This window comes from Bacillus sp. CH_70 (assembly GCF_038007045.1).
GTDB classification, from domain to species: Bacteria; Bacillota; Bacilli; order Bacillales; family Bacillaceae_G; genus Bacillus_A; species Bacillus_A cereus.
Genome location: NZ_JBBOWL010000001.1, coordinates 3,489,986 through 3,510,833, shown reverse-complemented (window position 1 = coordinate 3,510,833; position 20,848 = coordinate 3,489,986). Strand labels below are relative to the sequence as shown.

The window sequence follows — 20,848 nt, the reverse complement described above, 5'->3', positions numbered from 1 at the left end:
TAAAAATCGTTATTTAATAACTTTCCAGTTGTTATTAACTGTTGCTTCTATCGTTTTATGTTCCAATATATAATTAGCGATAAGTTCAGACATATCTGTGGGTATATCTTTTACTACCGGTTTGTTTTGAAACATAAAGAAATTTCCCCCGCCACTTGCACGATAATTATTCATTACAACTTCATATTCTTCATCCATATTAAGAGGAGCACTGTTATGCTGTAAAGATTCTACTCTTTCACCAATTGGTTTTGAAATGTTTAATACATATGAAATCCCTTCCCACATATCATAATTATAATGTTGTGGTTTTGGTTCTATGTAGGTAGGACTTACGATGATGGATCCATCTGTTTTTAATGTGAAATAAGAAGCAGAGAGTTCAAGAGCGGCTTTTATATCAGCTCCAGTTATTCTAATTACTTTTAATGTGTTTGGATAAATATAATTAGAAACGATGTCACGCATTGTTACATGTTCCGGGAAACCTGGAGATGTATTATGGAACAAACTTGTACAAGAAATTGATACCTTAGCTATATCCATCTGTATTTTATTTATGAATTCGATAAAAGGATGATCGTGCAAACGAGTTTGCATAGCATCTGAAATTTGCATGTCCCCCTGAATGATTCCAATAGGTTGATCAAGCCACTTTTGTGTTTTCTCTTCGTAATCGGCTACCAATGAAAGTACATCTTGGTCCGCTTCAATTCCTTGTACAGATAATAATTCAGAAGAGCTCTCTTTTTTTACCCATTTACGTTTCGTTTTTTCGAATGTTACTTTTACTTTTCCGACTGAGTGTCCATTGCATCCGGTCTGTAAAATTGTTACACCGTTAGCCATTGTGTGAGAAATTTCTCGGTGTTGATGACCTGTTAGTAAAAGATCTATGCCTTCAATTTCATGGCACATTGCATATCCTTGGTTTTCACCTGTTAACACTTCAGTAGGTTCCCCGGTTTGTAAATCTTTTTCAAATCCACCGTGATAGGCTACGACTAATAAATCGGGTTTCTCATGTTCGCGAATATAAGAAACCCATTTTTTTGTAGTCTTTAATGCATCTTCAAATAGTAAATCTTTAATGTGATGAGCCTGTTCCCAATTTGGGATGTAATGTGTTGTTACCCCTAAAATAGCGATTTTTATATTGGATTCAATCTGTTTGATTAAATAAGGTTTTCCGAAATAGGGTTTGTTTATGTTTTTATCTAATATGTTTGCTGATAGGTACGGGAAGTTCGCAGTAGTCACAGCATTATTTAATATATTCATCCCGTAATTAAATTCATGATTGCCGATAATTGCAGCGTCATATTGTAAGTAATTCGCTAATAAGGACATTGGATTTTTTTTGTTTTTTTCGTATGTAACGTAATGATAAGTAAATGGTGTTCCTTGAATAAAGTCGCCATTATCAATTAAAAGAACGTTTGTATTTTGGGAACGTTCTTTTTTTATAAGAGTAGAAATTTTAGCTAAACCAAGTTCTGCTGGGGAGTTATCTTGGTAGTGAATAGGATAAACAGTGCCATGTATATCGCTTGTTAATAAGATGTTTAAAGTTACAGTTTGATTTTGTTCCAATATGACTCACCTTTTCTATTGTTATCTTCCAATTAATCATATCAAATATGTGAAGTGAATTTTGATGTGAATGTATAGAATGTGTAAAGATTCTGTAAATAACCAATTGTGTATCAAAATATGTGATATATTTCTTCATGTTTACGGAAGGTTATTTTATAACAAGAAAAATGGAGGCATTAATATGTTGAAAAAAGTTTTTGCAATGAGTACAACAGTTGTACTAGCGGCCGGATTATTAAGTGGCTGCGGGACGAAAGAGTCCAGTGCAAGTAAAAATGAAGATACGAAAAAAGGTTATGTACCAAAGACCTTAAATGTTCAATTTGTTCCTTCTCAAAATGCGGATACGTTAGAGGCAAAGGCAAAACCATTGGAAAAGCTATTAAGCGATAAATTAAATATTCCGGTAAAAGTTAGTATTTCAACGAACTACAATACAATTGTAGAAGCGATGGCATCTAAACAAGTAGATGTAGGATTTTTACCGCCAACAGCGTACGTATTAGCACATGAAAAGAAGGCTGCAAATGTAATTTTACAAGCACAACGTTTTGGAGTAGAGGATGAAACAGGAGCTCCTACAAAAGATTTAGTAGATTATTATAAATCTGAGTTTGTTGTTAAAAAAGACTCTAATATAAATAGTGTAAAAGATTTAAAAGGTAAAAAGATTGGTTATCAAGACGTAACATCATCAGCAGGGTATGTATGGCCTGCAGCTGTTCTATTAAAAGAGGGAATTGATCCGCTAAAAGATGTGAAACCTGTTACATTAAAAGGTCACGATCAGTCGCTTATTGCTCTTTTAAATGGTGACGTAGATGCAGCTGTTGTATTCCAAGATGCTCGTAATATTGTAAAAAAAGATTATCCGAATATATTTGATCAAACGAAAATAGTGAAATTTACGGAGAAAATTCCAAACGATACGATTTCGGTACGTTCTGATTTAGATGAAGAGTGGAGCAAGAAATTACAGGATGCTTTCATTGAAATTGGAAAAAATGAGGAAGGCCGTAAAATCATTAAAGAAGTATATTCTCATGAAGGATATATTAAATCTGATGATAGTAAATTTGATATTGTTCGTGAATATGGAAAGACAGTGAAGACGCAATAATACATAGTGAAATGGCGGCTAGCTGGAAGGTGTGAGATTTCAGTTAGTTTGCCGTTTTTTAGTTATTGATAATACATTGAAAGTAGGTAAGATGTGTGATAGAGTTTCGAAATGTTTCCAAAATGTATCCGAATGGCACAAAGGGATTGAATAATATAAATTTAAAGATTCAAAAAGGTGAGTTTATTGTAATGGTCGGATTATCCGGAGCTGGAAAATCTACACTTCTCAGATCCGTAAATCGTCTTCATGAGATTACCGAAGGAGAAATCATTATTGAAGGTGAGTCTATTACTTCTGCGAAAGAAAAAGGATTAAGGCGTATGCGCCGGGATATCGGTATGATCTTCCAAAGTTTTAACCTTGTAAAGCGATCAACAGTATTAAAAAATGTATTAGCTGGTCGTGTTGGATATCATTCCACATTACGTACAACGTTAGGTTTGTTTCCGAAAGAAGATGTGGAGCTCGCATTTCAAGCATTAAAAAGAGTGAATATTTTAGAAAAAGCATATGCGCGTGCTGATGAATTATCAGGAGGACAACAGCAACGTGTATCGATAGCTAGAGCATTGGCGCAAGAAGCAAAAATCATATTGGCAGATGAGCCTGTTGCATCGTTAGATCCACTTACGACAAAGCAAGTGCTAGATGATTTGAAAAAAATTAATGAAGATTTTGGAATCACGACAATTGTAAATTTACATTCTATTGATTTGGCTAGACAATATGCGACACGCATTATCGGATTACATGCAGGAGAAATTGTTTTTGACGGTTTAGTAGAAGAAGCAACGGATGAAAAATTTGCTGAAATTTATGGGGACGTTGCTCAGAAAAGCGAATTATTAGAGGTGGTAGTAAAATGAATGACGTGACGATATATTCAAATGAAATACCGAAGCCGCCGAGTAAATTGAAACATATGTTAACGTTTATTTTAGTTATTTTAATGCTGTGGAGTAGTAGTGTACAAGTAGATGCATCATTTTCAAAACTGGTGGACGGTTTTCCAAATATGGTAGATCTATTGAAAGAAATGGTGCCACCTGATTGGAGTTATTTTCAAGTTATTACAACAGCGATGTTAGATACAATACGTATGGCGATTATGGGGACGACCTTAGGAGCGATTTTAGCTATTCCACTTGCATTGTTTGCAGCAAGTAATGTGTTTACTAACACATTTTTATACAGTCTAGCTCGAATGATTTTAAATTTTATACGAACAATACCAGATTTATTATTGGCGGCTATTTTCGTAGCGATTTTTGGAATTGGGCCACTTCCAGGTATTTTGGCTCTTACTTTTTTTTCAATTGGACTTGTAGCGAAATTGTTGTATGAATCAATTGAATCAATTGACCCTGGCCCACTAGAAGCGATGACAGCTGTAGGGGCTACTAAGGTACAATGGATTGTTTATGGAGTCATTCCACAAGTAAAAGCACACTTTGTTTCCTATGTACTATATACATTTGAGGTGAATGTACGTGCAGCGGCTGTCCTAGGTTTAGTAGGAGCAGGTGGTATTGGACTATATTATGATCGTACACTTGGATTTTTACAATATCAACAAACTGCTTCTATAATTATCTATACCCTTATTGTTGTTTTGTTAATTGACTACATTAGTACATTGTTGCGGGAAAAACTATAATGAATAGAACGACGATGATTGTGCCAAAACCGAAGAAACCGAGTATATATCGCTGGGTTATTTTAATAGCACTTACAGTTGTATATGTATGGGCCTTTTCAGGAGTACCATTAGAAGGGATAAAGGACACAGCAGGTGAAATCACGAAAGCAATTATGACAGGGATATTAAATCCAGACTGGTCGTATGTATCTTTGCCAGATGGTGAAGATTTATTACATGGATTAATTGATACGTTGGCAATTGCGATATTAGGTACATTTATTTCTGCATTTTTATCTGTTCCGTTTGCCTTTTGGGCGGCAACGAATATGAGTAGTGGAAAATTAACTTCAGGATCTGGGAAATTTGTACTTAGTTTTGTTCGTACGTTTCCTGAATTAGTTATGGCTCTTTTATTTATAAAAGCTGTTGGTCCAGGCTCTTTTGCGGGAGTATTAGCTTTAGGATTACATTCTATTGGAATGTTAGGGAAACTATATTCAGAAGGAATTGAAAACATAGATAAAGGACCGACGGAAGCGTTGCTAGCAACAGGAGCAAACCGTTTTCAAATACTTTGGTATGCAGTGTTACCACAAGTGTTACCAGATTTTCTATCGTATACGTTATACAGATTTGAAATTAATGTAAGATCCGCTGCGATTTTAGGGGTTATTGGAGCGGGAGGGATTGGTACACCTTTAATTTTTGCGCTGAGTTCACGGAATTGGTCTCGTGTTGGTATTATTTTATTAGGTATTATTTTAATGGTAATTATAATTGATTTGATTTCAAGTTCGATTCGGAAACGGATTGTTTAACTTATTTGAAAAGCATCGAAGTTGGATGCTTTTTTATGTTTTTAAAAACGTATTTAAAAAAGTAAGAATAGAAGAAATTTGTATAAATATACAGATAATTCTCTTTCTTTTTAAAATAAAAATAATGAAAAAGTATGTCATATTGAATGCCCATACATTCCCGGAAACATTGATTTTTTTATAAAAAATCAAAAAAATATCAACATATTTGTCGATACATGTTGTATAATCTTGCGTGGGAAGCTATCATATAAATGTATAAAACGTTTACTAATATAAGCGAAGGGAAGAATAGCATGTCACATTCAATCGAACAACTTTCTATCAACACGATTCGCACATTATCCATCGATGCGATTGAAAAAGCAAACTCTGGTCACCCAGGAATGCCAATGGGTGCAGCACCAATGGCTTATACATTATGGACTCAATTTATGAAACACAATCCAAATAACCCAACGTGGTTTAACCGTGATCGTTTCGTATTATCTGCAGGTCATGGTTCAATGTTATTATACAGCCTACTTCACCTATCTGGTTATGATGTAACAATGGATGACTTAAAGAACTTCCGTCAATGGGGAAGCAAAACTCCAGGACATCCTGAGTACGGTCATACAGCTGGTGTAGATGCAACGACTGGTCCACTTGGACAAGGTATTGCAACTGCTGTAGGTATGGCAATGGCTGAAAGACATTTAGCTGCTAAATATAACCGTGATGCGTATAATGTAGTAGATCATTATACATACGCTATTTGTGGTGATGGAGATTTAATGGAAGGCGTTTCTGCTGAAGCATCTTCATTAGCTGCTCATTTACAATTAGGTCGCCTTGTTGTGCTTTATGATTCAAACGATATTTCATTAGATGGCGATTTAAATCGTTCATTCTCTGAAAGTGTAGAAGATCGTTACAAAGCATACGGATGGCAAGTAATCCGTGTTGAGGATGGAAACGATATTGAAGCAATCGCGAAAGCAATTGAAGAAGCGAAAGCTGACGAAAAACGCCCAACGCTAATTGAAGTAAGAACGACAATTGGTTTCGGTTCTCCAAACAAATCAGGAAAATCAGCTTCACATGGTTCTCCACTTGGTGTAGAAGAAACAAAATTAACGAAAGAAGCATATGCTTGGACTGCTGAGCAAGATTTCCACGTAGCAGAAGAGGTATACGACAACTTCCGTAAAACAGTACAAGATGTTGGTGAAACTACGCAAGCAGAGTGGAACACTATGCTAGGTGAATATGCACAAGCATACCCAGAATTAGCAAACGAATTCCAAGCAGCAATGAACGGTCAACTTCCAGAAGGTTGGGAGCAAAACTTACCAACTTATGAATTAGGATCAAAAGCAGCAACTCGTAATTCTTCTGGTGCTGTAATTAATGCAATTGCAGAGTCTGTACCATCATTCTTCGGTGGATCTGCTGACCTTGCTGGTTCTAACAAAACATACATGAATAACGAAAAAGACTTTACAAGAGATGATTACAGCGGTAAAAACATTTGGTACGGTGTACGTGAGTTCGCAATGGGTGCAGCAATGAACGGTATTGCATTACATGGCGGTTTAAAAACTTACGGTGGTACGTTCTTCGTATTCTCTGATTACTTACGTCCAGCAATTCGCCTTGCAGCATTAATGCAATTGCCAGTAACGTATGTATTCACACATGACAGTATCGCTGTTGGTGAAGATGGTCCAACACATGAACCAGTCGAGCAATTAGCAGCGCTTCGTGCAATGCCGAACGTTTCTGTTATCCGTCCAGCTGATGGTAACGAATCTGTTGCAGCTTGGAGACTGGCTTTAGAATCTACAAACAAACCAACTGCTTTAGTATTAACTCGTCAAGACCTTCCAACATTAGAAGGTGCAAAAGATGATACGTATGAAAAAGTAGCAAAAGGTGCATATGTAGTTTCTTCAAGCAAGAAAGAAACGGCTGATGTTATCTTACTTGCAACTGGATCTGAAGTAAGCCTAGCTGTTGAAGCTCAAAAAGCATTAGCAGCAGACGGTGTTGACGCAGCTGTTGTCAGCATGCCATCTATGGATCGTTTTGAAGCTCAAACTGCAGAGTACAAAGAATCTGTATTACCAAAAGCAGTAACAAAACGTTTCGCAATCGAAATGGGTGCTACATTCGGATGGCACCGTTACGTAGGTCTTGAAGGAGATGTGTTAGGTATCGATACATTCGGTGCTTCTGCTCCTGGTGAGAAGATTATGGAAGAGTATGGATTTACTGTAGAGAACGTTGTTCGTAAAGTAAAAGAAATGCTTTAATGATTTCAGAAAAATCTCTCCGGCATGGAGAGATTTTTCTATGTAAATGAGTTTTTTCGACAGAAAAAGTTTTTTATCTCTCCGCAGTCAGACAATCATTGCAAATTTTCTTATATATAATGAAGAGAAAAGGTTGTCCAGATTGGGAGGGGAAAAATGAAAACGTATGAATTGTATTTAATTCAAGAGGATATTGCGAAATCTTATTTTGGTCGTGAATATTTGTTTTTTGATTTATTTGCTCGATTTTCAGAATCTGGGTCCCTTTCGGAGAAAAAAGTGTTATATAAACAAATGATGTATATAACAAAACCATTGCAAGTAATGAAAATTCATCATAAATTAGAACAAGCTTTGCGCGTTCTTGGTAAATATGATAGAACACATCATACACATACACTTTATACGGGAGCGGAGTACGGTGAAATAATGGTGAAACCGCACTATATTCGCATGAATACCTCTGGAAATGTCTCTATGGAAACGACTTTCTTTGAGGTGTTAAGAAAGTGTGAATTAACATTTTTAGCTATGGATTATGAAAATACAAAGTACGGATGGCTGAATCCTCTAAAACAAGTACGAACATATGTGTAAAAAATGTCGAATTGTATCTTGTCTTATTGAAAAGGTTTTAGTACACTGTAAGGTAGACAACATGAAGGAGGAAAATATATGCCAATTTGGTTAGGTATTCTAGTGGGCGTAGTAGCACTAGTAGCAGGCGTGGCGTTAGGATTTTTCATTGCCCGCAAATACATGATGAATTACTTACAAAAAAATCCACCAATTAACGAACAAATGTTAAAAATGATGATGATGCAAATGGGACAAAAACCTTCCCAAAAGAAAATCAATCAAATGATGAGCGCAATGAACAAGCAACAAATGAAATAAGCGCTAAAAGACACTCGCTAAGAGTGTCTTTCTTTTTGTTAGTTACAGTTTTTAAAACTTTTAAAAATTCTGTATTTTTGATAAACTGAAAACATCGCTCATTTTAAGGGAGGAGGAAAAAAATGAAAGTGTTTATGAATTTAGCGTGGTTTTTTAAACAAGAAAAACGAGCATACATAACCGGAATTATTTTATTATTTGGCGTTGCACTTTTAGAACTTGTAGCACCAAAAGTAATTGGAATCGTTGTAGATGAAATTAATGATGGAACATTGACGACCAATAAGTTACTAAATTGGGTTGTACTATTAGTAATTGTAGGTATTACGATGTACATATTACGTTACATATGGCGTATTATGATTTTCGGGTCTTCGTTAAAATTAGCTCGCCAATTACGAAAAAATTTATATGAACATTTTACAAAGATGAGTCCATCTTTCTATCAGTCAAATCGAACAGGTGATTTAATGGCACATGCGACCAATGATATTCAAGCGATCCAGCAAACTGCTGGAGCGGGTGTTTTAACGCTTGTTGATTCATTAGCTGTTGGGGGATGTGTACTCGTAGCGATGGGTTTTACAATTAGTTGGAAGTTAACATTGTTAAGTTTAATTCCGATGCCGATTGTAGCCATTTCGACAAATTATTATGGAACGTTATTACATAAAAGGTTTCATAAAGCACAGCAATCGTTTTCGGAAATTAATGATAAAGTGCAAGAGAGTATGAGTGGAATGAAAGTGATTCGATCGCTTGGGCAAGAGAAAGAAGATTTGCAGGCGTTTCGAAAAAAATCAGAAGATGTTGTGCATAAAAATGTGTTAGTTGCACGTATTGATTCGTTATTTGATCCGACAATCGCTCTTATCGTTGGATTTTCTTTTTTAATTGCAGTATGTTACGGATCGGTATTAGTTGTAAGAGGTGAATTAACAGTAGGTGATCTCGTTACATTTACGACATATTTAGGTACCCTCGTTTGGCCAATGTTAGCGTTTGGATGGTTGTTCAATATTATGGAGCGTGGGCGTGCTTCATATGACCGTGTAGAAAAAATTCTTTCACAAAAATCAGATGTAGTAAATAGAGAAAATGCTGTACATACAATAGCGAGCGGTAATGTTTCGTTTGCTGTTGATTCATTTTCGTATAAGAAAAATGAACTGTTACATTTAAACGATATTCACTTTGATTTGAAGAAGGGCGAAACACTAGGAGTTGTAGGACGTACAGGTGCAGGGAAAACGACTTTATTAAAATGTTTAATCCGTGAGTATGATCATTTTAATGGTGAATTAAAAGTTGGGGAGCGAGATATTCGAGATTTAACACTTCATGGTGTCCGTTCTGCTATTTCATATGTGCCGCAAGATCATTTTTTATTTTCAGCAAGTATTGGTGAGAATATTGCCTTTGGAAAGGCGGATGCTACATATAATGAAATTACCGAAGCTGCAGATATTGCTTGTATTCATAATGATATCCTCCAATTTTCAGAAGGATATGAAACAGTAGTAGGGGAAAGAGGCGTTTCGTTATCTGGTGGTCAAAAACAGCGAATCTCTATTGCTCGTGCTTTATTAACAAATGCTGAAATTTTAATTTTGGATGATTGTTTATCAGCGGTAGATGCAAAAACAGAAGAGACAATTTTAAGTGCCTTAAAGAGGGAAAGAGCAGGGAAAACGACGATTATTACTGCACACCGATTAAGTGCAATTCAGCATGCCAATCTTATTCTTGTTGTTGATGAAGGTAGAATTGTACAAAGAGGTACACATGAAGAATTAATGAAGGAAAACGGCTGGTATAAAGAAATGTATGAAAGTCAGCAATTAGAAGCTTTAGTTGAGAAAGGAGGCGTATGATGGTAGAGAAGAAGCGAAGTGATTTAAGTAGATTGCTTTCTTATATGAAGCCATATAAAGGGTTGCTATCTTTAGCATTTATCTTTTTAGTTGGTGCGACAGTAACGGAAATGATGGGGCCTTTTTTAATTAAACAATTCCTCGATGAACACCTAGTACCGCGGGATTTTGAACGATCAGCACTCGTTACTTTATTTGTAATTTACATAGTTGCTCATTTATTAAAAGTATTATTTACGTATTTAAATCTATTGTACTTTCAGAACATTGCTTTTAAGATTGTTCAAGATATGCGAGTTGAAGTATATGAACATGTTCAAAAGCTATCATTAAGTTTCTTTGATCGTACGCCAATTGGTACGCTCGTATCTCGTATAACGAATGATACGGAAGCGATTAAAGATTTTTATGTCAGTGTATTATCAACATTTGTGAAAAATGTAGTCTTTTTAGTAGGTATTTTAATAGCGATGTTTTTATTAGATGTAAAATTAGCGTTATTTTCTCTCGTATTAATTCCGATAATGTTCGCGATTATGGTATTATATCGCCGGAAAAGTGCAGCTTTTTATTTAGAAGTACGTAATCAACTAAGCGTGTTAAATGCAAAATTGAACGAGTCCATACAAGGAATGAATATTGTTCAAGTGTTCAGACAAGAAAAACGTATGAGAAAAGAGTTTGAAGAAGTGAATAATAAACATTATAGTGCAGGGCGACGTACATTGAAGTTAGACGCATTACTTTTACGACCAGCTACGGATTTAGTACATATTGTAGCTATTGCTTTAGTACTAGGTTTATTTGGGATTGATGCTTTAAAGAGCCCTGTTGAAGTAGGCGTTTTATATGCTTTTGTTAACTATATACATCGTTTCTTCCAACCTGTAAATGAGATGATGATGAAATTGTCCTTTTTCCAACAGGCACTTGTTTCGTCATCACGTGTATTTCATTTAATGGACGAGAAAGATTTAGCACCGGTTCAAAAAGGCAATGAGAATCCTCAAGTTGTGGATGGAGATATTGAATTTAAAAATGTTACTTTTTCGTATGATGGAAAGCGTGACGTTTTAAAAAATGTATCATTTCACGTGAAACAAGGGCAAACGGTTGCTTTTGTTGGGCATACTGGTAGCGGAAAAAGTACGATTATGAATTTGTTAATGCGATTTTATAATCTTAAGTCAGGAAATATTGTAATAGACGGTGTAGATTTAGAAAAATTTGAAGAACGAGAAATTAGAAAGAAAATAGGACTCGTATTGCAAGATGCATTTTTATTTGCTGGAAATGTAAAGCAAAATATTCGTATGTATAATGAAGAAATTACGGATGAAGAAGTAAAAGAAGCTGCTCGATTTGTGCAAGCGAATACGTTTATTGAAAAGTTACCAGAGCAGTATGAAACAGAAGTAGTAGAAAGAGGTGCAGCATTTTCAAGCGGTCAACGACAATTAATTGCTTTTGCTAGAACGATAGCAACGAATCCGAAAGTATTAGTATTAGATGAAGCAACAGCTAATATCGATACAGAAACAGAAGAGGCTATTCAAACAGCGTTGCAACAAATGCGAAAAGGTAGAACGACGATAGCCATTGCGCATAGGTTATCTACAATTCAAGATGCAGATCAAATTTTTGTGATGCATGATGGAGAGATAGTAGAAAGAGGAACACATCAAGAATTACTAAGTGAGCAAGGTTTGTATTATAATATGTACTTGTTACAAAATAAAGGGAGTTTGCAAAAGGCCTTGTAAATACAAGGTCTTTTTTATTTTGTATACAAAATATATTTACTCTTTGTTTCTATAGCATAAATGTCGTGTCCTCTTATGAAACTTGTACATATTGTATGTATACGAAGTAAAAAAATTGATAGGAGATTTTATATGCAAAACAGATCGAGTTCAAATGTTACGTTTATTGATGTGTCTCATTGGGAAGGGAATATTGATTGGAATGCAGTGAAGGCATCTGGAATTCCAGCAGCGTATGCAAAAGCGACAGAAGGTGTAAATTATATTGATCCTACTTTTACTAAAAATGTACAAGCAGCCCGAAGTGCGAATGTATTAATTGGTGCATACCATTTTGCACGTCCAGAACAAAATGATGCAATTTCAGAGGCGAAATATTTTGTGAGTATATTACAAAGTAACCAGACAGACTTAATGCCAGTTCTGGATTTAGAATCACCAAAAGATCCGAGTAATAGTAATTTAACTGGTAGCGCTATATCGAATTGGGCAAGAAGCTTCATAAATTATGTGAAACAGGCTACTGGAAAAGATGTAATGTTATATACAGGAGTTTGGTATATTAATGAGTTCGGAATTAGCGGATTAAGTGATATTCCACTTTGGATTGCTAAATACTCGAGTACACCGCCTGCTGATGCTGGTGGATGGACAGCGTGGACAGCATGGCAGTACACAGATTCTGGACAAATTTCAGGTGTAGGAAATTGTGATGTATCAGCTGCAGTTTCACTAGAAGCTTTACAAGGGAATGGAGCAAGTGGTGGAGGGAATGTTTCTCCGCCTAATAATGCAACTCCAGTGTACGGGGTTGCTATAATTAATGGAGATAATGTGAATTTGAGAAGTGGACCATCTTTGCAGTCTAGTATAATTCGCCAATTGAATCGTGGCGAAACATATGAAGTTTGGGGAGAACAAGATGGATGGCTTTGTTTAGGGACAAATCAGTGGGTATATAATGATCCGAGTTATATTCAGTATAAACATTATGTGGCGACTATTACTGGTGATAATGTAAATTTACGTGACGCTCCATCATTAAAAGGAAATGTTATAAGACAGTTACATCATGGTGAATCGTATCGAGTATGGAGTAAGCAAGATGGATGGCTTTGCTTAGGGACAAATCAATGGATATACTACGATCCAAGTTATATTCAGTATGGTGTACAATAGAGTGAAAATAAAAGGTGCCCCGTCAGAGGTGCCTTTTATTAAAAATATACAACTTTTACAAAGTCTATATCGAAACCATAGTATACTATAGTAGATATATTTTAAAAAAATAATAGAAAATGAAATAAAGGGGTAAAAATATGAATTATGTGCTAATAGGTGCTGTTTTATAAAAATAAACAGTTAGAATCAGAGAGTCAGCAAGTAGAATTTGAAAAGAAACAAGCAATTGAAACGTATGAAAACGAAATTGCAGCTACGGTGATAGAGCATAAAGAACAACAAAATAATTTAAAAAATATGGAACAGAAAAAATACAATGATTTACAAGTAAGTGCAAATAGAGAAATTGAAAATATGCGTATGATGAAAAATCAATTAGCTATGCAACATAGTAAAGAACGTAGTGAAATACAAAATAAACATAATAACGAAATACATATGTTTCAAAAATTAATTGCAAATTTACGAGAATATACTAAAAACGGCGCTGAAATGAATACGTACGAAACATTACATTATATGAAGCGAGGATTCATAGAGCAAGGCATCATATTAGATGCTGAAATTGAAATCATGCCGAATGTTTTTATTAAAAATAATAGTGAAATAAACGATAATCGAATCCATCATCTCATCTTGTGCAAAACTGGTATTTATATACTTGAGACGAAAGAATGGGAAGAGAAATTAATTCATGGTTTAACGAAAGAAAATGCTGGTATATATTCATTTATGATTGATGAAATGGGTAAGTATCAACAAGAAGTTGAAAAAGAAGAGACATTTGAATATATAGTAGGTAAAGATTCGTCAACTATACAAGTGAAAAATGAAGGAAATCCAGTATATAAGGCGAAGAAACTATCTCAAATTTTATACAATTGTTTGAAAGAAATGCAGGCTAATAGTATAAAAGAAAAGGTAAAACCAGTTGTATATTTTTATAATGAAAATGGAAAAGAAATAATAGATCTTTCTAGTGAGGAAACACCTAGATTAAAAGATCGGGAGCAAATTGTAACGTTCTTCAGAAATGAAATCTTAGCAGGGAAAGTAGTATATACAGTGCAAGAATTAGAACAGATTCGAGAAATGATTAGCCGGATGAATTATATAGTGAGTTAAAAGGAGAGATCTTTCTGAACGCTATGCTACGTGGCATTTTGTATGTATATTTTTGTTTGTATATAGTAATGTACATTGTATTTATATTCGTCATTGATATGGTCCATATACCCTTAAGTGTAAGGAGCATTTTTGTAGTATTCATACCATTTGTTTTATTAGTCATGATTCAAAGGGCTATTTTATATGTTTCTAAAAATCGTAATGAAGAAAAGAAGCAAATGTTGGGGGTTTTAATAGTAGCACTCATACCATTAATAGTGTGCACTGTACAACTAAGTGTAAATGAATATACATCAAAGTTTAATCAAAATAGATGGTTAAATCATGCAGATAAGCGGGTACATATGGTAGATGATCTATTACAAAAATATAAATTAATAGGGAAATCAAATGAAGAAATTATCCAATTGTTAGGAGCTCCAACGGAAACGAGAAGTGGGGAAGAAGGAGTTACCACTTTGTATTATCTTGGGACTGAACGTGGCTTTATTCCAATAGATAGCGAACAGCTTGTTTTCCAATTTGATAGAGATGGAAAAGTCATGGAATATACGGTGCATAAAGATTAAAGAAACGTAGAGGGAAGCTATATGTTATAGCTTCTTTTTTATTTTTCAATATGTCACGGAAGGGGGAGAAGGTTTTTGAGTGGAATAAGGAATGAAAGCGGAGGTGATGCATATATATAGATGCATTGGGTGATTATTAGTCCGATTGGTGAGGGGTAATAATTAATAAGTACGGACAAAAACCCCACTCATTAAAGTTTCACTTTATCATATTGTATAAATGAAAAGGAGGTAAGACGGTGAAAGCAATCCCGACTGATGTCCTGAGTAAAGAATTGATGGAAAGAGAAGGAGTTATCTCTATTACAGTAAAGGAATTTGAAAAGATAGAAGTAGCTGGAGTGGTGGTCGCTGGTCCAGCAGTTATTTTGATTAATCAAGATTAAGTACATATCATTGAAATAAAAAGCATCCATCTAGGATGCTTTTTATTTGTATGTAAGCATAAATATGATGGATAATTGTGTTACTGGAGGGAAAGTCTGTGGCAATAATTATAACAATGTTAGTAATGGGTATTTTATTAGGATTTGTTGGAGCTGGAGGAGCTGGGTTTATTATCGCGATACTCACTTTAGTATTCCAAATTCCTATTCATGTTGCTCTTGCAACATCTTTAACTGCAATGGCATTTACGACATTATCAGGTGTTGTAAGTCATTACCGTGAAGGCAATGTTGCACTTATTATAGGCGGGATTGTTGGGGGATTTGGCGCAATTGGCTCTTATATTGGTTCTAAATTTGGTTCACTTATACCAGCACATCTTCTTCATTGGTTTACAGCTGGGATGTTATTTTTATCGGCAATTTTTATGTTTATTAAATTAATTATGTTCCAAAACAAAGAAAAGTCGTCTTTATATAAACATAAAGAGTTTTCCGTGAACTACTTGTTGAAATGTGTATGCCTTGGATTAGTTACTGGAATGATGGCTGGTTCATTTGGGATTGGTTCTGCACCGTTTATTCAACTTGGATTAATGGTTCTATTGGGACTTACGATTCAGCAATCTGTAGGGACAACAATGCTGGTTATATTACCGATTGCAATTGGAGGCGGGATAGGATATAGTTCGGAAGGATATTTAGATTATATATTGTTATTGCAAGTATTGATCGGGACCATGTTAGGGGCATACATTGGCGCGAAGTTTACAAATTATGCACCGCGAACGCTTTTGAGGTTTTCGATGATTATGACACCGGTTTTAGCTGGGTGTATGCTATTGATGGAATAAAGTGAAATTATAATCAGTAGGGGGTTACTGCTTACAAATAGCGGGATAAAATTAATATAGCAAACTATTAATATATTTTACGAATGAATTATATAGGTAATTCATATTTCCCATATAAAAGGATTTGTTTTAATATTATGAGTGTAAAGTTCGAGTATTCGAAGTACTACTTGAATTATATCCCTATCCCTTTTCTAAAAATGCGAACAAGTTTTGCCCTATTCTATTCAATAGTTAATTGCATAGAAATATATTGTTCGATGACCATTATGGAACGTACATAATGGGAAAATCCCGATCCTTAAAGAGGATGCCCCTAATCTTCATGTGAAAATATGATCGGATATGAAAGCTGCCCAATTTATGGTCAGCTTTCTTTTTGTTCGAAAATTATTTCTTCTTTAATTTCTGTTTGCAATAATACAGTTTTTCCGAAGCGACGTTTGCATTCCGCGCGCACTTTTTCAAGGGCTAGTAGCTGAGTAGTGGCGGGAACTGTGACAATAGCTTGGCGAGGTTTTCGATTTTCTTCACAAAAGACACATTCCACAACATAATTAGAAATCATATTTTCATCCTTCCATTTTTAATTTCTAAGAAGGGATTGTCTATGAAGTTGATGTAACTTTTCGTCATTGTTTTATTATTTTCCTCTTTTTTTCAAGGGGAAAATAATAAAGAAGGCGAATTTTAGTAGGGGAGGGATGTTTATGGAGAGATGGATAGGTAGTGCAGCGGTATGTGTAAATGAAAAAAATGAAGTTTTAATGGTACTGCAGGGAAAAGAGGGAGAAGAAAAAAGGTGGTCTGTCCCAAGTGGAGGACTTGAAAAGGGAGAGACACTAGAAGAATGTTGTATCAGGGAAGTTTGGGAAGAAACAGGTTACAATGTGGAAGTTGTAAATAAAATATATGAAAAAGAGGGTATTACATACGGTGTTCCAGTGTATGTCCATTATTATTTTGTTAAACAAATAGGCGGTAATATGAAAATCCAAGATCCTGATGAGTTAATACATGAAATTGCTTGGAAAGGGATACATGAAGTTGAACAATTGTGTTTAGCTTTTCCAGAGGATTATGAATTGCTGTACCAATATATAAATAAAGAAGCAAGTATGTAAATACTTGCTTCTTTAATGTATCCAAGACAAGAAAAGCGGAACGATAACTAAACTAGCGCCTGCTGTTAAAAGCATGGATAAACTTGCAATTGTTCCTTCCACAGGACCGATTTCGAATGCTTTTGATGTACCGGTTCCATTTGCACTCGTTCCTAACATAATACCTTTTGCGATTGCTGTTTTAATACGGCAAATACGTATGAGAGAAGGACCGAGCAATGCTCCTGTTAAGGCAGTTAAAACGACAAATACAGCAGTTAATTGTGACATACCACCAATCATTTCTGAAATAGCCATTGCGATTGGTGTTGTTACGATATGTGGCGCTAAACTATGTTCTAGTGATGAATCAATTTGAAAATAATTTGCTAGTAGTGCTGAAGTAATGACTGATAAAAACGAACCGACAATGACATTAAGTAAGATAGCCATTCCATGTTTCTTTAATAAATCAAAGTATTTATAGATTGGCCATGCAAAAGCAACTGTTGCGGGTTTTAATAATTCAGTTAACCAGTGACCACCAGATTCATATGTTTCATAAGGTGTATCTAATCCGAGCAATAAAGAAATTAAAATAATGGGACAGACGAGAAGAGGAGAAAGTAGACTCCAATTCCATCGTTGATACATTTTTTTTGATAGCCAATATGTGAATAGTGTTAATAGTAAACAAAGAAATCCGATCATTGCGTTGATCCTTTCCGCTTTAGTAGCAATTCTGTTAAAAGTCCTGTAACTAAGGTAACGCAAAGAGTGCTAATCATAATAATTAAAATGAGATCGATTCCATATTGTGTTAGTGTATCTCTGTAACGTATGACAGCGACTGCAGAAGGGATGAAAAATAAAATAAGTTCTTTTAATAAAAAATCTGCTCCGTCCTGTATCCATTCTTTTTTAACTAGGTTAAATTTTAATGAAATTAATAATAAAAAAATACCGATTATACTTCCTGGAACTGGGAGGTGTGCCTGTTTTGCAATCCATTCACCTGTCCAAGCGAAACAAAATAGTAATAAAATTTGTCCGCTTAACTTCCACCATTTCATACAGTAACCACCTCTTTCTTTTTTTACATAAAAATTGTAAAAAAGAATTAACAATTTCTACTATACGTTCATTCAAAATATTTGTCTAATATATAAATTATATGTTATTAATATATTAGACATATTAATCGAAAGTGAAAAGGGTGTCCAAAAATGGAATTACGGCATTTGCAATATTTTGTTGTTGTGGCAGAAGAGTTACACTTTGGACGGGCGGCTGCTCGTTTACAAATGACACAACCACCACTTAGTCAACAAATACAGCAATTAGAAAAAGAAATGGGAGTTACATTATTTTCAAGAACGAAAAGAAAGGTTGAACTAACAGAAGCAGGAGAAATGTTTTTAAAAGAAGTAAAAAAGGCGTTTGAACAAATTGAAAAAGCAGTAGAAGTTGCACAAAGTGCGCAAAGGGGAGAAGTAGGATCACTTTCAATTGGTTTTGTAGGTGCGGCGATATATGATATTTTACCATCAATTGTTAGGGAATATAGAAAAAAATTTCCGAGAGTGTCTGTTGCATTACATGAATTGTCAACACCAGATCAAGTTCATGCACTTCATGATAACCGTATCGATATTGGCTTTTTACGTCCACCAATTCCAACACAATTATTAGAATTAGAGCCAATTCAAAGGTTATCTTGCACCTTATGTTTACCAAAGGCACATCCACTTGCAGAGAAAGATGAAATACATATAGAAGATTTACGAGATGAGCCGTTTGTATTTATTACGAGACCAGTATGGCCAGCTTTGTATGATACAATTTTATCTCTTTGCAGAGAAGTTGGATTTAGTCCGCGTATTGTACAAGAAGCAACAGAGTATCAAACAGTTATGGGGCTTGTAGCAGCAGGGATTGGAATTACAGTAATACCCGTGTCGGCAAATAAGTTATATAAAACAGAAGTTGTATATAAAGAGTTATATGATTCTAATTTTGTTGCAGAAATGTCAGTGGCTTACAAAAAAATGAATAGTAATCCAGAGCTGCTAGAGTTTTTAAAAATTGCAAGAGAGAAGAAAAGAATAGAAGTAGAAGATGAGCAATAGTAGTAACAGAATATGGATTTAATTCAAATCCATAAAAGTACACCTTATTAAACAATAAAGCGGAAATGCAACTTAAGTTGCATTTCCGCTTTATTGTTCTTTTTTTAGCTCGATACTAAATAGATAAACGTGTTCATTTTCTTTTAAGAGTAGATCAATACCTGTTTCTTCATCAATGGTAGGAACGCTTACAGTTTCTTTACTGCTTTGGATTACAGCAGCTAAGGTTGTTTTTTGATTGTATTTTAAATTTTTTATAGATTGGATTGTAGTAGTTGCAGAGCTATTTACGCTTGGTGGCGCTTCTTCAGGAACAAGTGTTGAACCACCTTCAATATTCAGATACCACTGCCTTTTTTCTTGTATATCTTTATCGAATTGGAAATGTGGTGGTAAAAAAGAAAGCTTTACTTTCTTTTTTGAAAAATGTGAGGTAGCTATATTAGCAATTTCTTTTGTTTTTTTACCATTGTTATAATAATCAATTGTAGCATTTATTTCATCTTTATCATTTTTAAGAGTAACGTTATAAAACATGCTATTTCCTTCTTGAAAAGGAGTCATTTGTAAAATAGAAGCTTGCTCTTTTGTTAATTTGTATGGCTCAACAATGGCAACTTCATTGTTTTTTATTTGGCTACAACTTGTGAGTAATAATAAACACAAGATTGATAGTAATTTTATACGCATGCAATCTCCTCCTTTTTACAATTATATTCTAAATGTGACTTTTTATCATTTCGTTTTCTAGGACTAAAGACTTAGAAGAAATTCCGATTGTAGTGCGATGTTTAAAATGTCATATTTTTATACACTAGTAGTATAGAATGCGTATGTAATAAGGTAGGGGAAGAATTTTATGTCTTTATGTCGGTTAGCGAGAAAAAATATTAGAACATTTGCTACCAAAAGGATGAAGCAATTTATGTGGATTGCTATGAGTACTATGATTTTGTTTTTTATGATATCGTTACAATTTAATGAAGGAGCTATTTTGAAAGTAGGGGATGCATTTGTATTTCAAATGTATTTTTACACACTGTTTATTGCACTAATTTTCATATGTATTTTTACTACATATAAAATGATGTACTCCCTTTTGCTAGTGAGGAGAGAGGAGTTTACATCTTATGTAGCAGAAAATATAAAAAGAAAAGAAGTACTATGTTTATTATGTCAGGAGCAATTATTCATTTATGGAGCAGCATTTGTTTTCGGATTAATTAATGGGATGCTATTTTTGAAATTATTCACGGTTATCTTTATGAAAATCGCAGGGATACAAGGAGTAAATAGTGCGCCAATTACAATATATGCAGTTGTAATTATTAGTATAATTATGATGACTGTCGTTTTAATAACGATGATGCAATGTTATCGATTTGTTCGAAGTTTAAAAGATGAAAATTCGTTGCGATTAAAAGAAAGGGCATGAGAAATCATGCTTTTTTCTATTTTACACATAAAAATAATCATGTTACAGTGAA

At 34.5% G+C, this 20,848-nt stretch carries 22 protein-coding genes; 17 read left to right on the top strand and 5 right to left on the bottom strand.

Annotated features, from left to right (window positions below; all coding sequences use genetic code 11):
* Positions 1–9: 9 nt before the first annotated feature.
* A complete protein-coding gene (locus N2V79_RS17715; RefSeq protein ID WP_340720120.1) occupies positions 10–1,593 on the bottom strand; it encodes a bifunctional metallophosphatase/5'-nucleotidase in 1,584 nt (527 codons plus the stop codon).
* A gap of 184 nt (positions 1,594–1,777) precedes the next feature.
* Between N2V79_RS17715 and N2V79_RS17710 the strand changes: the two genes are divergently transcribed.
* From N2V79_RS17710 to N2V79_RS17645, 14 genes are all read left to right on the top strand, one after another.
* A complete protein-coding gene (locus N2V79_RS17710) occupies positions 1,778–2,716 on the top strand; it encodes a phosphate/phosphite/phosphonate ABC transporter substrate-binding protein (protein WP_340720119.1) in 939 nt (312 codons plus the stop codon).
* A 95-nt stretch (positions 2,717–2,811) separates the two neighbouring features.
* Positions 2,812–3,585: a phosphonate ABC transporter ATP-binding protein gene (phnC, locus tag N2V79_RS17705; RefSeq protein ID WP_340720118.1), complete on the top strand. Its 774-nt coding sequence runs from the start codon at positions 2,812–2,814 to the stop codon at positions 3,583–3,585.
* Positions 3,582–4,376 carry a phosphonate ABC transporter, permease protein PhnE gene (gene phnE / locus N2V79_RS17700; RefSeq protein WP_340720117.1) on the top strand — a complete coding sequence of 265 codons (795 nt, stop codon included), beginning with the start codon at positions 3,582–3,584 and terminating at the stop codon, positions 4,374–4,376. The genes phnC and phnE (N2V79_RS17700) overlap by 4 nt, the downstream gene beginning before the upstream one ends.
* The gene (gene phnE, locus N2V79_RS17695) at positions 4,376–5,179 is read left to right on the top strand and encodes a phosphonate ABC transporter, permease protein PhnE (protein WP_340720116.1); all 804 of its coding nucleotides are present in this window, start codon (positions 4,376–4,378) and stop codon (positions 5,177–5,179) included. The genes phnE (N2V79_RS17700) and phnE (N2V79_RS17695) overlap by 1 nt, the downstream gene beginning before the upstream one ends.
* Positions 5,180–5,475: 296 nt before the next feature.
* Entirely contained in the window at positions 5,476–7,476 is a 2,001-nt protein-coding gene (gene tkt / locus N2V79_RS17690; protein ID WP_000019776.1) for a transketolase, read from the top strand.
* A 156-nt stretch (positions 7,477–7,632) separates the two neighbouring features.
* Positions 7,633–8,073 carry a sporulation inhibitor of replication protein SirA gene (gene sirA, locus N2V79_RS17685; protein ID WP_000860652.1) on the top strand — a complete coding sequence of 147 codons (441 nt, stop codon included), beginning with the start codon at positions 7,633–7,635 and terminating at the stop codon, positions 8,071–8,073.
* A 78-nt stretch (positions 8,074–8,151) separates the two neighbouring features.
* Entirely contained in the window at positions 8,152–8,373 is a 222-nt protein-coding gene (locus N2V79_RS17680) for a YneF family protein (protein WP_001123317.1), read from the top strand.
* A 122-nt stretch (positions 8,374–8,495) separates the two neighbouring features.
* Positions 8,496–10,247: an ABC transporter ATP-binding protein gene (locus tag N2V79_RS17675; RefSeq protein WP_000862466.1), complete on the top strand. Its 1,752-nt coding sequence runs from the start codon at positions 8,496–8,498 to the stop codon at positions 10,245–10,247.
* The gene (locus tag N2V79_RS17670; RefSeq protein WP_000229518.1) at positions 10,247–12,010 is read left to right on the top strand and encodes an ABC transporter ATP-binding protein; all 1,764 of its coding nucleotides are present in this window, start codon (positions 10,247–10,249) and stop codon (positions 12,008–12,010) included. Before N2V79_RS17675 ends, N2V79_RS17670 begins: the two co-directional genes overlap by 1 nt.
* A gap of 132 nt (positions 12,011–12,142) precedes the next feature.
* Positions 12,143–13,189: a GH25 family lysozyme gene (locus N2V79_RS17665; protein WP_001181401.1), complete on the top strand. Its 1,047-nt coding sequence runs from the start codon at positions 12,143–12,145 to the stop codon at positions 13,187–13,189.
* Positions 13,190–13,348: 159 nt separating this feature from the next.
* Positions 13,349–14,317: an NERD domain-containing protein gene (locus N2V79_RS17660; RefSeq protein WP_340720115.1), complete on the top strand. Its 969-nt coding sequence runs from the start codon at positions 13,349–13,351 to the stop codon at positions 14,315–14,317.
* Between the two features lie 23 nt (positions 14,318–14,340).
* Positions 14,341–14,889, top strand: coding sequence for a hypothetical protein (locus N2V79_RS17655; protein ID WP_065484986.1), 549 nt, complete (start codon positions 14,341–14,343; stop codon positions 14,887–14,889).
* A gap of 239 nt (positions 14,890–15,128) precedes the next feature.
* Positions 15,129–15,275, top strand: a complete 147-nt coding sequence (locus N2V79_RS17650) for a BC1881 family protein (RefSeq protein ID WP_000644411.1) — start codon at positions 15,129–15,131, stop codon at positions 15,273–15,275.
* A 98-nt stretch (positions 15,276–15,373) separates the two neighbouring features.
* Positions 15,374–16,129, top strand: a complete 756-nt coding sequence (locus tag N2V79_RS17645; protein ID WP_000974667.1) for a sulfite exporter TauE/SafE family protein — start codon at positions 15,374–15,376, stop codon at positions 16,127–16,129.
* Between the two features lie 367 nt (positions 16,130–16,496).
* On the opposite strand, the gene N2V79_RS17640 is transcribed toward N2V79_RS17645, so the two are convergent.
* Positions 16,497–16,697 (bottom strand): DUF3903 domain-containing protein, encoded by a 201-nt coding sequence (locus N2V79_RS17640; RefSeq protein ID WP_000625226.1) that lies wholly within the window; start codon positions 16,695–16,697, stop codon positions 16,497–16,499.
* A gap of 142 nt (positions 16,698–16,839) precedes the next feature.
* On the opposite strand from N2V79_RS17640, the gene N2V79_RS17635 reads away from it, so the two are divergent.
* Positions 16,840–17,253, top strand: coding sequence for an NUDIX hydrolase (locus tag N2V79_RS17635; RefSeq protein ID WP_053563807.1), 414 nt, complete (start codon positions 16,840–16,842; stop codon positions 17,251–17,253).
* Positions 17,254–17,265: 12 nt separating this feature from the next.
* Here the strand turns inward: N2V79_RS17635 and N2V79_RS17630 are convergent, their stop codons facing one another.
* Together N2V79_RS17630 and N2V79_RS17625 are read right to left on the bottom strand one after the other, a co-directional pair.
* Complete coding sequence (locus N2V79_RS17630) at positions 17,266–17,943, bottom strand: LrgB family protein (protein WP_053563808.1); 678 nt, start codon at positions 17,941–17,943, stop codon at positions 17,266–17,268.
* Positions 17,940–18,305, bottom strand: coding sequence for a CidA/LrgA family holin-like protein (locus N2V79_RS17625; protein WP_000872365.1), 366 nt, complete (start codon positions 18,303–18,305; stop codon positions 17,940–17,942). Before N2V79_RS17625 ends, N2V79_RS17630 begins: the two co-directional genes overlap by 4 nt.
* 153 nt (positions 18,306–18,458) lie before the next feature.
* On the opposite strand from N2V79_RS17625, the gene alsR reads away from it, so the two are divergent.
* A complete protein-coding gene (alsR, locus tag N2V79_RS17620; RefSeq protein ID WP_000423235.1) occupies positions 18,459–19,361 on the top strand; it encodes an acetoin biosynthesis transcriptional regulator AlsR in 903 nt (300 codons plus the stop codon).
* A gap of 90 nt (positions 19,362–19,451) precedes the next feature.
* Here the strand turns inward: alsR and N2V79_RS17615 are convergent, their stop codons facing one another.
* Positions 19,452–20,051, bottom strand: coding sequence for a hypothetical protein (locus N2V79_RS17615; protein ID WP_001220605.1), 600 nt, complete (start codon positions 20,049–20,051; stop codon positions 19,452–19,454).
* A gap of 169 nt (positions 20,052–20,220) precedes the next feature.
* On the opposite strand from N2V79_RS17615, the gene N2V79_RS17610 reads away from it, so the two are divergent.
* The gene (locus N2V79_RS17610; protein WP_340720114.1) at positions 20,221–20,796 is read left to right on the top strand and encodes an ABC transporter permease; all 576 of its coding nucleotides are present in this window, start codon (positions 20,221–20,223) and stop codon (positions 20,794–20,796) included.
* The last annotated feature ends 52 nt before the right edge of the window (positions 20,797–20,848 follow it).